Consider the following 14,463-nt stretch of genomic DNA (forward strand, 5'->3'; position numbering starts at 1 on the left):
GATGGTCACGGGGCTGAGCTTCACCTTCCTCTATATCGGCTGGTTCAAGCTCTGGTCGCCGGAGAGCAATGTCGCGGCCAACTGGCTGTTCGGTATTTCACCCGAGGGCATTGGCGTGATCGGAATGCTGCTGAATTTCGCTGTGGCGATTGTGGTGGCGCGGTTTACGAGTGCGCCGCCGAGGGAGATTGCGTGGCTGGTAGACAAGATACGGGTGCCGCGGGGTTAGCACGGTTTTCGTCGGGCCGCTTTCCGCCCAGGCATTGGCAATAGCGGGCTTTGCATGGCGCCATTTGTCCGCTAGCCAGCGACGGATACTTGTAAACGGAGCCAGCCATGCAGTTTGATGAAGTTGTCCTCGGCCGTCGCAGCATACGCGGATACAAGCCGAAGCCTGTTCCAAGAGAGCTTATCGAGGAGATCCTGGAGCTGGCGATGCGTGCGCCGTCTTCGATGAATACGCAGCCGTGGAGCTTCTATGTCATCACCGGTGAGCCGCTGGAAAAAATCCGGGCAGGCAACACCGAGCGGATGCTGGCCGGGGTGCCGCAATCGCGCGAATTCCGGACGGGCCCGGCCTTTGCAGGGCCGCATCGCGAGCGGCAGATTGGTGTGGCCAAGCAGCTGTTTTCCGCGATGGGGATCGAACGCGATGACAAGGATGCGCGGCAGGACTGGGTGATGCGGGGCTTTCGCCAGTTTGATGCGCCGGTTTGCGTGATCATCACCTATGACCGCGCGGTCGATGGCAGCGACGATACGCCGTTCGACTGCGGCGCCGTGGCGACGGCGCTGGTCAACGCGGCCTGGTCGCGGGGGCTGGGCACGGTGATCAACAGTCAGGGCATCATGCAGTCACCGGTGGTCCGGGAACATGCCGGGATTGCCGATGACCAGGTGATCATGAAGAGCATCGCGCTCGGCTGGCCGGACGAGAGATTTCCCGCCAATGCGGTGGTGTCGACGCGCAAGGCGGTGGATGAGGCCGCGGTGTTTGTCGGTTTTGACAGGTAGGTGAGGCCCTGCCCCTGCGAAGGCAGGGGCCCATCTCCCGGGCGCGCCAAGCGGAGCCGGCGGGAGTTGGATACCTGCCTTCGCAGGTAAATGACTTTACCGGTTCAACCGGCCCTCGACCAGCGAATCAACCACGCCCGGATCGGCCAGCGTCGAGGTGTCGCCGAGCGCGCCATGGTCATTCTCGGCAATCTTGCGCAATATGCGCCGCATGATCTTGCCGCTGCGGGTTTTCGGCAGGGCGGGGGTCAGGTGGAGATGGTCGGGCGTGGCGATGGGGCCGATTTCCTTGCGAACGTGAAGCCGGAGTTCGGCGATCAGATCGTCGCTATGCTCCTCGCCCGCATTCAGTGTGACATAGCAATAGATGCCCTGGCCCTTGATATCATGCGGATAGCCGACCACTGCCGCTTCGGCGACCTTGGGGTGGGAGACCAGCGCGCTTTCGACTTCTGCCGTGCCCATTCGGTGGCCGGAGACATTGATCACATCATCGACCCGGCCGGTGATCCAGTAATAATCATCGGCGTCGCGCTTGCAGCCGTCGCCGGTGAAATATTTGCCCTTGTAGGTGCTGAAATAGGTCTGGATGAAGCGTTCATGGTCGCCGTATACGCTGCGCGCCTGTCCCGGCCAGCTGGCGGTGAGGCACAGATTGCCGTCGGTTGCGCCTTCCAGAATTTTGCCGTCGCCGTCGACCAGCTGCGGCTGGACGCCGAAGAATGGCTTGCCGGCGCTGCCCGGTTTCATGCCATGGGCGCCGGGCAGGGTGGTGATCATCACGCCGCCGGTCTCGGTCTGCCACCAGGTGTCGATGATCGGTGACCTGCCTTCGCCGACCACGTCATAATACCAGCGCCAGGCTTCCGGATTGATCGGTTCGCCGACCGTGCCGAGCAGACGGATCGAGCTGCGGTCGTGCGCCTTCACCGGACCGTCGCCCTCGCGCATCAGGGCGCGGATCGCGGTCGGGGCGGTGTAGAAGATATTGACCTTGTGCTTTTCCACCACTTCCCAGAAGCGGCCGAAATCGGGATGATTGGGGATGCCCTCGAACATGATCTCGGTGGCGCCGTTGATCAGCGGCCCGTAGACGATATAGCTGTGCCCGGTGACCCAGCCGATATCGGCCGAGCACCAGAAGACTTCGTCCGGCTGGTAATCGAAGGCATAGTGAAAGGTGGTGGCCACCCAGACCGCATAGCCGCCGGTGGTGTGGAGCACGCCCTTGGGCTTGCCGGTCGAGCCTGACGTATAGAGGATGAACAGCGGGTCTTCGGCATTCATCGGCTCGCACGGGCAATCTGCGGGAACGTCTGTGTTGATCTCGTGATACCAGTGATCGCGCCCTTCGCTCATGCCGATATCACTGTCCGTATGGTTGATGACCAGAACGGCATCGACCGAAACCTTTTCCAGTGCGGCATCGACATTGGTCTTGAGCGGCACCGGCTTGCCGCCCCGTTTGCCCGCATCCGCGCAGATCACGAACTTGCTGTCGCAATCCTCGATCCGGCCAGCCAGCGCATCGGGGGAGAAGCCGCCGAAGACTACGCTGTGAATTGCGCCGATCCGGGCACAGGCGAGCATGGCAAAGGCGCCTTCCGGAATCATCGGCATGTAGATGGTGACCCGGTCGCCTTTCCTGACCCCCAGTTTTTTCAGGCAATTGGCCATTTTGATCACTTCTGCCTGCAGCTCGGCATAGCTGATCGTGCGGCCGGCCGAGCCCGGATCGTCGGGTTCGAAAATCAGCGCGGTGACATCGCCCTTGCCGGCAGCGACATGGCGGTCGACCGCATTGTGGCAGATGTTCAAGACACCATCCTCATACCATTTGATCGAAACCGGGTCATAGGACCAGTTGGCGATGGTCTGCGGGGCCTTGTCCCAGTCCAGCCGTTCGGCCTGGCGCGACCAGAAGCTGTCGGGATCATCGATGCTTTCCCGGTACAGCCGGTCATAGTCCGCAGCGCTGCAATGGGTGGCAGCATCGCTGCGCGGCGATGCGATCATCTCAACCAGACTGTTTTTTTCCGGAGCCTCTGTCATTCGCTGCCTCTCTTATTTTCCTGTGCAACCGGGGTATCTGTTGCCCGGTGCCTGTCGTTCATATCTCCGTCGGACTTTGCTCATGTCCTGCGGGTGAAATCAAGACCGTCGACAAAATCCCTGACCCATTCTTCATCCGGGAAGCCATTGTCGATCCACGCCTGTTCGACCGTGGCCAGAGTCCGAGCGACAATCGGGCCGGGCTTCAGGCCCCGCTCTATCAAATCGCCACCAGTCAGCGGAAAAATCGGGGGTTGCCAGCTCTCCAGTTGGCTGAGCATATTGGGCAGCGCATCATCACCGGCAAAAAGCAGGGCAACATCGCGCGCGGCCTCCACACTGGTGCGATAGGCAAGCGCGCGAATATTGTCCGCGTCCGGAGACGGTCCGGTGACGAGATTCGCTTCGCCTTCGGGCCGCGCCGGAAAGCGGTCGACAATTGCCTTTTGCAATTTCTTCGAAAGCTTCAGGCCTTTGGCGATAGTGCTTTGCCTGTCTCGGTCCTTGGGAAGGAGAGCCACCAGTCGGCGAATGGCAGCGGGCATGATGGCATAGGTCTGTTCGCGGCTGACCAGTCGGTCCAATATCGCGCCAGCCTGCTGGTCGGTCCCGGCGATGATATGCCCGAAAATTTTTCCTTCCAGCATCTTGCCCACAGCAAGGCGCGGATCGTCGGTGGCGAGCAGCTTGAGCAGTTCATCCGCAACCCGTTCACGCGACAGGTTTTCGAGCAGCGGGGCAGCGTCGACGCAGGCCTTGAAGGCCTCGGATTCGAGCTCGTGCAGACCAAAGCGAGCGAGAAAGCGGAAATAGCGCATGATTCGCAGATGATCCTCGGCAATCCTTGCCGCTGCCGAACCGATGAAACGAATTTGCCCACGTTCGAGATCTTGCAGGCCGCCGAAATAATCGAAAATCTCCAGCGTTTCAGGATCGGCGAAAAGCGCGTTGATCGTGAAGTCGCGCCGCGCCGCATCTTCCTGCCAGTCGTCGCTGAACGCCACTGTCGCCCGGCGCCCGTCGGTGGAGACATCGCGGCGCAGCGTGGTGATCTCGACTGGCCCGTCGGGCAGCACGGCGGTCACCGTGCCATGGTCGATGCCGGTGGGAATGGCCTTGATCGACGCGGCTTTGAGCCGGTCCATGACGTCCTCCGGCAGCAGCGGGGTGGCAATGTCCACATCCTTGACCTCGACTCCCAGCAAGCTGTCACGAACGGCTCCCCCGACAAAACGTGCCTTGCCGTCCAGGGCGGCAATCAAAGCCGCAAGCCCGCGTCTCTCTGTCCATTCAGCCGGTGGCAGTTTCATGGTTCCCAGCCCAGTCTTTTTCCGAGATTGTTCAATATTCCCGCGGTGATTCCCCAGATGCGATAGTCCTGCCAGTAGATTTCATAATATTGCCGCTTGCGCCCGTTCCAGGTCGCTTCATGGGTCGCACGGTTTTTCGGATCGAGCAGAAAATCGAGTGGTGCTTCGAACCAGCTTTCGACCTCGTCGGGGTCGGCGACAAATGGCAGATCCGGCGGAATGACGCTCAGCACCGGCTGGATATTATAGCCGCTGCCTGACTGGAAGCTGTCCGTCAGGCCAATGATATCGACATGGCTGCGGTGCAAAGCGACTTCTTCATGCGCCTCGCGCAGCGCTGCATCAACCGGGTCCCGGTCACCGGGATCGATCTTGCCGCCAGGGAAGGCCACTTGCCCCGGATGGTTGCGCATATGCTTTGGCCGCTGGACGAAAATCACGCCGGGATCGGGGCGATCGGTCACCGCAATCAGCACCGCGGCATCGCGCAAGATCTTGAGATCATCGATATGATCGCGTTCATTATACAGCAAATGGACCAGGTCATTGGCCTGTCCGCTCACCAGTGCCTTTTCGAGCCGGTCGCGCAGGCTCATGGACCGGGCGCCATCGGGAAGAAAATACCGGCAGACCAGATGCCGACGGGGTCGGCATCTTCCTCCAGCGCCAGTTCCGCAAGCTGATAATAGACCGGACGGGACAGTAGCGCTTCCAGACCCCTGCGCACCTGCAGATAGGGCTGCGGCTTGACTGCGCCAAAACGCAGCGGATGTTTGGCGCCGGCGACCACCAGATGGTCGGTGTTGAGCCGGAAAGCGAGTGTCCGGTCCGAGCCGCTGCCTTCACTTTCCAGTTCGACCGCGATGAACGGCGCATCTTCGACGACAATGCCCAGCTTCTGATAGGGGGTGACCAGCGCATAGCTGTCATCCGGTTCGCGTCGTAGGATGCTGGAAAAAGCGCGGACCATGGCCGGACGCTTGATCGGATCGCCCTGATGATACCATGTCCCGTCCGCTGCAATCCGCATTTCGCTGTCACCCGTCTCTTGCGGATCCCATTGATCGACTGGCGGCAGCTTTTGCGCCTCGGCCAGTTCGGCGATCTCCGCGATGGAGAGCGAGGCGAGTTCGGGTGGTGGTGTGTAGGGCATGCAACCGGACTATTGCCCGGCGCCATTTCTGTAAAGCTATAGACTCGCTATTTTGTCCAGGGGCCGAGCATACCGGCTTTTGGCAAGGGGTGAGCCGGGTTGCTGCGGACCAGCAGCCGCGACGGTTCCCATGGCCCGGGCAGCGTCCAGCCTGCAGTGCCTTGTGCCGTAAAGCCGAAGAAGCGCTCATAATATTCCGGGTCGCCGATCATCACCAGCGGCAGCGGATCATTGGGCTGCACTTCCTTCAGCAAGGCCGCCATCATCGCCCGGCCGATGCCCTCGCGCTGAAAATCCGGATAAACCGCCACTGGCCCGACCATGATCATCGGGTGCATCTTGCCTTCATCATCGGTCAGGGCGATCGGCCAGCATTGAATCGACCCGAGCAGTTCGTGCTTTTCCTGATCAACAGCGGCCAACGACAAGCCTTCGAGCATGTTCATGCCTTCGCGCACTTTATACGCGGTACGATCATGCCGATCGTGACCAAAGGCCGCATCAAGCAAGGCTTCGACGAGTTGCGGATCAATTTCCGCCAGAGGAATGATACTGGACAAGGCGTTGGTCTCATATTTCAGGAAAAGCGCGCGCTACTCTGCTTTGCAGCAAAAGTCGAGCCGCATAGGTAGCATTTGCATGATGATGAAGCGCCAGCTAAAAGATTGCTCTATCAAGGGGAGTTTGCAAGCGTGACGGACCAAAATCAGGCACATGAACCAGGCACCGGCGGAACGCCAACCCCTTCTGGGACGAAAAAAATGATCAGACCCAGATCGCTGCGCCATGATCCCAAGGGATGGCTCATCGCGCTGTTTGGCGTTGGGGCACCCCTGGTATTCGTCATTGCTGCAGCGGGTAGCGGTATCGGCCTGTGGGGCTGGCAAGCAGGCCTGGCAGCGCTGCCCTGGACCGTGCTTGTGGCCGTGATAACCCTTGTTCTGGCAATTGTTTTTATCGCGTTGAACCGGCGCAAGGGTCAGAAAACCCATTGGCCAATGTTGGGGCTGGGCCTGCTCGCAACGCTCGGCTTCCTGGCCTTTCTGGTGCCCTATGGCACGGCCATGGTAACTCTCCCTGCGATTCATGATATTACCACCGATCTTGCTGATCCGCCCCAGTTCGCCACGTTGACTCTGCGAGCGGACAATTGGGACAATATTCCGGGTGCAGATGATCGCGGCATGCGCGGCATGAATCCCCGTCAGCGCTGGGCGACGGTGCATCAGGGCGCCTATCCGGATATTCGCTCGGTCCGTATTGATCAACCGGTGGCTGTGGTAATCGAGAAAGCCGAGCGGCTTGCAGAAGATCGAGGCTGGGATATTGTCAGCGTCGATCCGTCAGCAGGCAGCCTTGAAGCGACTTCCACATCGTCACTATTCCGGTTCAAGGATGATATTGTGATTCGGGCCCGTGCGGCAGAGAATGGCGCGGCGAGCGTCATCGACGTGCGTTCGGTCAGCCGGGTGGGTGTGCATGATCTGGGCGCCAACGCCAAGCGCGTGCGCCGTTTTCTGAGTGACCTGTCCGGAACGACGACCACCGCCTCACAATGAGTTCCCGCTGAAAAAGACCTATGACGCAGGCGTCAGCTTGAGCATCCGGCCGCCTTCGCCATCTTCCAGAACATAGATGGCTCCATCCGGCCCCTGTTCCACTTCACGGATACGATTACCCATCAGGAAACGATCGGCTTCCTTGGCCGTGCCGCCATCAAAGCTGACACGGATCAGTGCCTGACTGGCGAGGCCGCCAATGAAGGCGCTGCCCTGCCAGGCCGGAAACATTTCGCCGGAATAAATGATCAGCCCGCTCGGTGCAATCGTCGGCACCCAGGCCACTTTCGGCGCTTCGAATTCCGGCCGGGTGTCGTGATTCGGAATTTTCTTGCCGTCATAATGATCGCCTTCCGAGACGATCGGATAACCGTAATTGGCGCCACGCTGAACGAGATTGAGTTCGTCACCGTCTTTCGGCCCCATTTCCTGGTTCCATAAACGGCCCTCGCTGTCGAATGCCACGCCCAATATATTGCGGTGGCCCAACGACCAGATTTCTGGCAGCGCGCCTTCCTTGTCGACAAAAGGATTGTCCTTTGGGACGCTACCGTCCGGATAGAGTCTCACAATCTTGCCGAGATTGGATGCCATATCCTGGGCAGGGTCAAATTTCTGCCGCTCGCCGGAGCCGATGAAGAGATATTGCCCATCGGGTGAAAAAACGATGCGATGGGAATAATGTCCTTTGCCGCTCACTTTCGGTTTTTGGGTCCAGATGGTTTCCAGATTTTTAAGCGCCGGTTTCTGCCCCTGCAGCTGTAGCTTGGCCCGGCCAACAACGGCGCCCCGTGTATCCTTGTCTCCGGACTCCACCCAGCTCAGATAGACCATATTGCTGGTTGCAAAGTCGGGTGCGAGGACGATGTCGCCGAAGCCGCCCTGACCGCCATAGTCAACATCGGGTACACCGCTAATCTCGGTTTTCTGGCCCTTGGCGTCAACCAGTTGCAGCTTCCCAGCCTTTTCACTGACCAGCATCCGGCCATCAGGCAGGAATGTCATGGCCCATGGTTCGTCAAAACTGGCGATTGCGGTGATATCGAACGGCTTGCGATCAATGGGTGAAATATCGTTCGCCGCCTGCATTTCTTCGGACGCATTGCCCGTTGCCTGTGCACCACCGCCGTTGCTGCAAGCTACCATCAGGATCGCGATCGAGAGTGAAACGCCAAAATTTTTCATAAGATTCCCGTGTTTTATCATCAAGTTGATTCCACCCACCTCTACCGAACTATATAGGTGAGTTGACGCAGTTTTCCTAGGTCTATCGGTATAATTTTGCTTGGAACCGCCCTGTTCACCGCTTGCTTACCATTATTGGCTAAAGCAGGCGCATGTTTGGACGAAAACCCGGTATCGATGACCCGCGCCCGCAGTCGGCGGTTTCGCATGGCGTAGGCGTGTCGGGTCTGATCGGACTGGCATGCTGGATATTGATCGCCCGGCAATATGATATGGATGGCCCCTATTCGGCGCTTGCGGCCTGTGTTGCCTGTGCGGTGCCCATGGTCATCTGGTCGCTTTTGATGGACAAGGTCCATTTGCGGCCATCGACCGGGATCGACTGGTCGAATCCGAAAGCGTTCAAGGACATATTTGACGTCAGTCTGGTCAAGCTTACGGGCCTGTGGGCGACATGGGGCATTATCGCGACAATCTATTGCGTCGGGCGCTGGTACTGGACGGGCCAATATCAATTTTCGATGCAGATGATGGAATCAGCCGCACCCTGGTTGTTCGTCCTGTCCATCCCCTATGTCCTGTTCATGGATCGTTTCGCCGTCGAACCACGCGACGGGGCCTGGCATTTCGGTCAATTTCTCACCGGGAGAAAGGGTGAATTTGATCGCGAACAGATTTATCACCATTTGCGGGCCTGGGCAGTGAAGGGCTTTTTCCTCGCCTTCATGATCTCGATCGTGCCGGGCGGATTCGGCGACCTGGTGAGACTTGATCTGGCGGAAATTGCCGGCAATCCCGTGGAGATCGCCCATTGGCTGATCATCGCGATGTTCGTCGTCGATGTCCAGTTTGCGACGGTTGGCTATCTGCTGACCATGAAACCGCTCGACGCGCATATCCGCACCGCCAATCCCTATCTGGCGGGCTGGGTGGCCGCTCTGATATGCTATCCTCCGTTTCTCCTGATGGGTGACAATGGTCCGCTCGACTATCATGTCAACACCGCCGACTGGGCCTATTGGTTTGACGGGCAGTCAACGCTCCTGTGGCTGTGGGGCGGAATATTGGTTTTCCTGACCGCGGTCTATGCATGGGCGACGGTTGCTTTCGGCCTTCGCTTTTCCAATCTTACCCATCGGGGAATCCTGACCCATGGCCCCTATAGCTGGACCAAGCATCCCGCCTATGTCGCGAAAAATGCCTATTGGTGGCTGGCCGGCATGCCGTTTCTGGTGACCTCGGGCAGTCTTACCGACTTCGTCCGCAACACCGTGCTGATCGCCGTGGTGAGCGGCGTCTACTATTGGCGCGCGAAGACCGAGGAAAAGCATCTGCTGAATGACCCGGCCTACAAGGAATATGCCGAATGGATGGATCGCAACGCGCCGATTCCCCGGCTATTGAACGGGATCAAGAGGCGGATCGGCTGGTGGACCCCGGAACAGGGCCGCGCACCTGACGTCCAGCCTGCTGAATAAAATTGCCGCCTTCCACGGGTGCAGCTAATCTTGGCTGATGACAGTGGTCGGAATCGACGGAAAGCATCGCTGCTTTGGCGGGCAGGCGGGCAAGGAATTTTACGGCGTCTATCATGACCGGGAATGGGGCGCTGCGGTCCATGATGACCGGTTGCTGTTCGAGAATCTGATCCTGGAAGGTGCGCAGGCCGGCCTGAGCTGGGAAACCGTGCTGCGCAAACGCGAAGGTTATCGCAAGGCGTTTCACGGATTTGACATCCGCCGCTGCGCCGTCATGGGGGATGCAGAGCTCGAATCCCTGCGCGAGGAGCCCGCAATCATCCGCAATCGGTTGAAGATTCACTCGGTCCGGAAAAACGCGCTCGCTTTTCTGGAAGTGCAACAGGAACATGGCAGCTTTGATGCCTGGCTATGGGGACATCTGGATGGCCCGCCGCCAATCAACCGGCCCCTGCATTTTTCCGATATGCCCAGCATATCGCCGGTCAGTGACCTGATCTCGAAAAAGCTGAAAAAGCGCGGAATGAGCTTTGTCGGCAGCACTATCGTCTATGCCTATATGCAGGCCATCGGGATGACCGACGACCATCTTGCCGGATGCTGGAAGGCCTGAACAAAATGAACGGTCTCCAGAGGATGCAGGAAACCAAGCTAGCAGGCCGGTCCATAAACAGCTATTGTCGTCGCAAGTTCGGAATAGTCGGCGGGGCACAGGCCGCACGGGCGGGCGCATGGCTGTTCAGACTGGACCGATTCACAAGACGGAAAAAGAGCAGCGCATGATATTGGAACTGAAGAAATATATCTCGCGCCTGCCCGAGAAAATCTGGTTTCGGGCGATGCTTTTCAGCGTCGGCGCAATCGTTGCGGCGGTGGCAGCTGAGTGGATCGGCCCGCTGATACCCTATGAATCGGACCTCGAGATTGCCAGTGGCTCGGTCGGCGAGATATTGACGATATTGGCATCCAGCATGTTGGCGGTCATCGCATTTTCGGTTTCCATCATGGTGTCCGCTTATGGCTCGGCCACCAGCACCGCTACCCCGAGAACCATTGCTCTCATGCTGGCCGACGATCGGTCTCAGAACGCGCTGTCGACCTTTCTTGGCACATTTCTGTTCAGCATTGTCGGCATTATCGGATTATCTGCGGGCTTTTATGATGATCGTGGCCGCATCATCCTGTTCTTCGCCACCATTGCTGTCATCGTGCTCATCAGCGGCACGCTGATCAACTGGATTCATCAATTGTCCACTTTCGGACGAATGAATGATCTGATTGATCGGGTAGAACGGGCCGCGTCCGAAGCGCTTCGCTGGCATGGCCAGCACCCTTATTTAAACGCACAGCCGCCCGTCGAGATACCGCAGGATGCACTTCCGGTCAGCTGCGATACTGCAGGTGGTATGATCACGTCGATCGACATGGGATTGCTGGAAGAAACAGCCGAGAAACTCGGTGCCACGGTCTATCTCAAAATCCATCCGGGGAAGCTGGTCTATCCGACGAGGCCCTTGCTGTACCTCTCTGGCGTCGAGGCGATCGAGCTTGATCCGCAGCCATTTCGCGATGCCATACTGATTGAGCATAATCGGAACTTTGATCAGGATCCACGATTCGGTCTGGTAGTGCTTTCCGAAATAGCGTCCCGGGCCTTGTCACCCGCGGTCAATGACCCCGGCACGGCTATTTCGGTATTGAACAGCGGCCTCCGCTGCTTTGAAGCTTTTGCGCAAGCCTGCGCAGACCCCGAAGATCCCAAATATTCAAAAGTGCACGGTCCCGAGATTGAGCCGGGGGATCTATTTACTGATTTCTTTCCAAAAATTGCCCGGGATGGTGCCGGGATTGTGGAGGTGCATCAACGCATTCAGCTGTGCTTGCTGGCACTGGTACAATCCTCTCCGGACGTGTTTGCCGCAGCTGCATCAGCCGCATCTCGCGATGCGCTGGCCCGTGCGCTTGATGTGATCGTTCACAAGCCTGATATCAACGATCTCAAGGCGAGATCGCAAAAGGTTATCGATAGCTGCTAGGAATAAGGGTCCAACGGTGGCAAGCCGGCAATCGGCAGCGCGCACCGAGTGGTGATGGACCAGAAAACTTGGTCCCGGAAAAAAACAACTGGCCGGAACCGCGCTTTCTGGTCCAAATCCATGGGTGAAGGTGAACTCGAACATCTCCCAGAGATCTAGACCTATAACGTCACAGCCATGCATTGGTTCCCCTCCGGGCAATCATTCATGCCGGCCAGGCCTTTTTTTACTCAGTCCGCCGCAAATGCCGCCATTACATCCACAATGCCGGTGGGGCTGTCCATTTTCTGCAGTGCTGTGATCGCTGTTTCGATATCAAGATCATATTGCGCAACCGATCCCTCCATCGCGACAGGCGTCGCGCCGATCGACCGGATCAATCCATAAGCCTTTTTGTTATCGCGCAGCATGTCGATCCGCAATTGCCGCAAACCTTCACAATAGCAGTCGAGAAATATCGCCGTCATCAGAATCCGCGCCACGCCCAGGCCATGATATTGGTCGAGAACAGCGATAGCGAACTCGCCGGCTTCACAGCTATCTGTCTCGCGGAATACATGCGCTGCGGCGATCGCAGGATGATCGCTTTCCTCCATATTGATCACCCCCCACGCCAGATGATGGGTGCCATCCACGCTCGCCAAACGTTCCACCACCGACGGCGGCATGGTTTTGGATCCCGAGAAAAAGCGCAAATAACGGCTCTGATCGGACATTTGGCTGATACCCTCTTCGATGCGATCCCGATCGGAGTGGCGGATGCGCCGGAGACAGATATGAGTGCCATTCTCGAGCTGGGCATCCACTGACCGGACCTGATTCTGAAACAGCCATGACTCAGCCATTGAAATTCTCCTCGCCTAAGCGCTGTCGGCAGACTGGTTAACAGGCTGCCGATGCCGCTCCGCATTGAATGCAATTGTGCGACCAATATTTCAATTGTGTTTAGCGCCTGGACCGCTGGGCTGTCCATGCATTTGAAATGCGGATTTAAGGGATTGGTTGCATTTCATATTGTGGTAGCGGGAACTCTAACAGACCGGAAAGGTTGGTCCTCTATGTCGAACATATTCAAGCCAGGCCATAATTGCTGGCGAGTTGCGCATGCGAAAAGGTCAGCGGTTCTTATCGACGGCGAAAACTATTTTCGTGCGGTGCGCAAGTCGCTGGCACAGGCCAGGCAGCGGGTCATGTTGCTGGGCTGGGATTTTGATGAACGCGTGGAGATGCACGATACAGTGGAGCAGCCGGAGGGCCCCCTGCGCATTGGTGACTATTTCGACTGGTTGCTGAAGAAAAATCCCGATCTCGATATCTATCTGCTGCGCTGGGATACCGGCGCTTTGAAATCTCTGTTTCGGTTCAATGGCCTGAAGACACTGATTCGATGGTATTTCCATCCGCGAGTCCATTTCAAGCTCGACTCGCATCATCCCGTCGGCGCAGCCCAACACCAAAAGGTCATAGTTATTGATGAAGATACCGCTTTTTGCGGTGGCATTGATGTGACAAACAACCGCTGGGATCGACGATCCCATGAAGACAGCCAGGCGCTACGCCGTCAGCCCGACGGCAACGACGCCGGGCCATGGCACGATGCGGCGATGGTCATGCAAGGCGAGATTGCTCAAACGTTATCAGAATATGCCGAGCAGCACTGGCGCGACGCCGGCGGCAAGAAATTGAAAGCGGTTACCGCCAAAGCCGACTGCTGGCCACAAGGCCTGAAGGCCGATTTCAGCGATTGCCCGATCGCGGTCGCCCGCACCCTGGCAGAGATGGATGAGCAGCAAGGTATCCAGGAAATCGAAAAATTATGTCTGGATCTTATCGCCGGTGCCAGGAAATTTATCTATGCGGAAAGCCAATATTTTGCTTCCGCGCGAATAGCGGCAGCCATTGGCAAGCGACTGTCGGAGGCTGACGGACCCGAAATCATCGTCATAAATCCCGAAAGTGCGGAAGGCTGGCTTGAGTCCCAGATCATGGATTCGGCGCGTGCCCGCCTGTTTGAAGCGGTCAGAAGGCAGGATCAATATGGGCGGTTCCGCATGCTTCACCCGTTCACGGCCGAAGGCACCCCGATCTATGTCCATGCCAAGATATTGATCGTGGATGACCAGTTCATTCGGATCGGCTCGTCCAATTTTAACAACCGTTCGCTGGGTTTCGACAGTGAATGCGATGTAGCTCTGGATGCGTCCGCCATAGCGGACAGCGCTGCAGCAGAGCAGATCGAATCGATTCGTAATGATTTGCTGGCCGAGCATCTGGGGCGGGACGAGCGCGATGTTCGCACATTGATCGCCGATACCGGCTCGCTGATCGCGACGATCGAGGAACTCGGCAAGGAGGGCCGCAGACTGAGGCCCTATCAGATACCGGATATCGATGCGGTGGACGCATGGCTGGCCGACAATGATATCCTCGACCCACGGCGCGCCGACGATGTGTTCGCCGGCATTCTCTAGCTTGCGTTTCTAGCTTGGCCGAGCGGTGCGCGCGTTAGGACTGCGTGTTCGCCGAACCCGCCTTGTCCGGTTCGTTCGTATCCTGAATTTTTTTGATGATGATTCTGGCAACAACCGAGATGGCTCCGGCCGCAATGGTCCTGATGATGAATCGCATGTTATTTCCCTTGGTTTTCTTGGTCATACTGACCAATTTACTGATGAT

13 protein-coding genes and 1 pseudogene are annotated in these 14,463 nt (G+C 57.9%); 7 read left to right on the top strand and 7 right to left on the bottom strand.

The window, feature by feature from the left end; all coding sequences use genetic code 11:
- Together ACEW8J_RS07370 and ACEW8J_RS07375 are read left to right on the top strand one after the other, a co-directional pair.
- A pseudogene (locus tag ACEW8J_RS07370) lies at nucleotides 1–229 on the top strand (cation acetate symporter); the annotation flags it as partial.
- 107 nt (nucleotides 230–336) lie between these two features.
- A complete protein-coding gene (locus ACEW8J_RS07375) occupies nucleotides 337–1,014 on the top strand; it encodes a nitroreductase (protein WP_373490996.1) in 678 nt (225 codons plus the stop codon).
- Between the two features lie 96 nt (nucleotides 1,015–1,110).
- Here ACEW8J_RS07375 and acs read toward each other — a convergent pair whose 3' ends face one another.
- The 5 genes from acs to ACEW8J_RS07400 form a co-directional block, all read right to left on the bottom strand.
- Nucleotides 1,111–3,066, bottom strand: coding sequence for an acetate--CoA ligase (gene acs, locus ACEW8J_RS07380; protein WP_373490997.1), 1,956 nt, complete (start codon nucleotides 3,064–3,066; stop codon nucleotides 1,111–1,113).
- 80 nt (nucleotides 3,067–3,146) lie between these two features.
- Nucleotides 3,147–4,376, bottom strand: a complete 1,230-nt coding sequence (locus tag ACEW8J_RS07385) for a CCA tRNA nucleotidyltransferase (RefSeq protein WP_373490998.1) — start codon at nucleotides 4,374–4,376, stop codon at nucleotides 3,147–3,149.
- Nucleotides 4,373–4,972, bottom strand: coding sequence for a CoA pyrophosphatase (locus ACEW8J_RS07390; protein WP_373490999.1), 600 nt, complete (start codon nucleotides 4,970–4,972; stop codon nucleotides 4,373–4,375). The genes ACEW8J_RS07385 and ACEW8J_RS07390 overlap by 4 nt, the downstream gene beginning before the upstream one ends.
- Nucleotides 4,969–5,529: a DUF1285 domain-containing protein gene (locus ACEW8J_RS07395; RefSeq protein ID WP_373491000.1), complete on the bottom strand. Its 561-nt coding sequence runs from the start codon at nucleotides 5,527–5,529 to the stop codon at nucleotides 4,969–4,971. The genes ACEW8J_RS07390 and ACEW8J_RS07395 overlap by 4 nt, the downstream gene beginning before the upstream one ends.
- 47 nt (nucleotides 5,530–5,576) lie before the next feature.
- Nucleotides 5,577–6,089, bottom strand: a complete 513-nt coding sequence (locus ACEW8J_RS07400) for a GNAT family N-acetyltransferase (protein ID WP_373491001.1) — start codon at nucleotides 6,087–6,089, stop codon at nucleotides 5,577–5,579.
- A gap of 201 nt (nucleotides 6,090–6,290) precedes the next feature.
- Between ACEW8J_RS07400 and ACEW8J_RS07405 the strand changes: the two genes are divergently transcribed.
- Nucleotides 6,291–7,088, top strand: coding sequence for a DUF1499 domain-containing protein (locus ACEW8J_RS07405; protein WP_373491002.1), 798 nt, complete (start codon nucleotides 6,291–6,293; stop codon nucleotides 7,086–7,088).
- Nucleotides 7,089–7,106: 18 nt separating this feature from the next.
- Here ACEW8J_RS07405 and ACEW8J_RS07410 read toward each other — a convergent pair whose 3' ends face one another.
- Nucleotides 7,107–8,273, bottom strand: coding sequence for a PQQ-dependent sugar dehydrogenase (locus tag ACEW8J_RS07410; RefSeq protein ID WP_373491003.1), 1,167 nt, complete (start codon nucleotides 8,271–8,273; stop codon nucleotides 7,107–7,109).
- 152 nt (nucleotides 8,274–8,425) lie between these two features.
- On the opposite strand from ACEW8J_RS07410, the gene ACEW8J_RS07415 reads away from it, so the two are divergent.
- The 3 genes from ACEW8J_RS07415 (at nucleotide 8,426) to ACEW8J_RS07425 (ending at nucleotide 11,787) form a co-directional block, all read left to right on the top strand.
- Nucleotides 8,426–9,751, top strand: a complete 1,326-nt coding sequence (locus ACEW8J_RS07415; protein WP_373491004.1) for an isoprenylcysteine carboxylmethyltransferase family protein — start codon at nucleotides 8,426–8,428, stop codon at nucleotides 9,749–9,751.
- 37 nt (nucleotides 9,752–9,788) lie between these two features.
- Nucleotides 9,789–10,364 carry a DNA-3-methyladenine glycosylase I gene (locus ACEW8J_RS07420; protein ID WP_373491005.1) on the top strand — a complete coding sequence of 192 codons (576 nt, stop codon included), beginning with the start codon at nucleotides 9,789–9,791 and terminating at the stop codon, nucleotides 10,362–10,364.
- Between the two features lie 118 nt (nucleotides 10,365–10,482).
- Nucleotides 10,483–11,787 (top strand): DUF2254 domain-containing protein, encoded by a 1,305-nt coding sequence (locus ACEW8J_RS07425; protein ID WP_373491006.1) that lies wholly within the window; start codon nucleotides 10,483–10,485, stop codon nucleotides 11,785–11,787.
- A 230-nt stretch (nucleotides 11,788–12,017) separates the two neighbouring features.
- Here ACEW8J_RS07425 and ACEW8J_RS07430 read toward each other — a convergent pair whose 3' ends face one another.
- Nucleotides 12,018–12,632: an N-acetyltransferase family protein gene (locus ACEW8J_RS07430; protein WP_373491007.1), complete on the bottom strand. Its 615-nt coding sequence runs from the start codon at nucleotides 12,630–12,632 to the stop codon at nucleotides 12,018–12,020.
- Nucleotides 12,633–12,845: 213 nt separating this feature from the next.
- Here ACEW8J_RS07430 and ACEW8J_RS07435 point away from each other — a divergent pair, with 213 nt between their 5' ends.
- The gene (locus ACEW8J_RS07435; protein WP_373491008.1) at nucleotides 12,846–14,258 is read left to right on the top strand and encodes a phospholipase D-like domain-containing protein; all 1,413 of its coding nucleotides are present in this window, start codon (nucleotides 12,846–12,848) and stop codon (nucleotides 14,256–14,258) included.
- Nucleotides 14,259–14,463: the final 205 nt, after the last annotated feature.

Source organism: Parasphingorhabdus sp. (assembly GCF_041748495.1).
Taxonomy (GTDB): Bacteria; Pseudomonadota; Alphaproteobacteria; order Sphingomonadales; family Sphingomonadaceae; genus Parasphingorhabdus.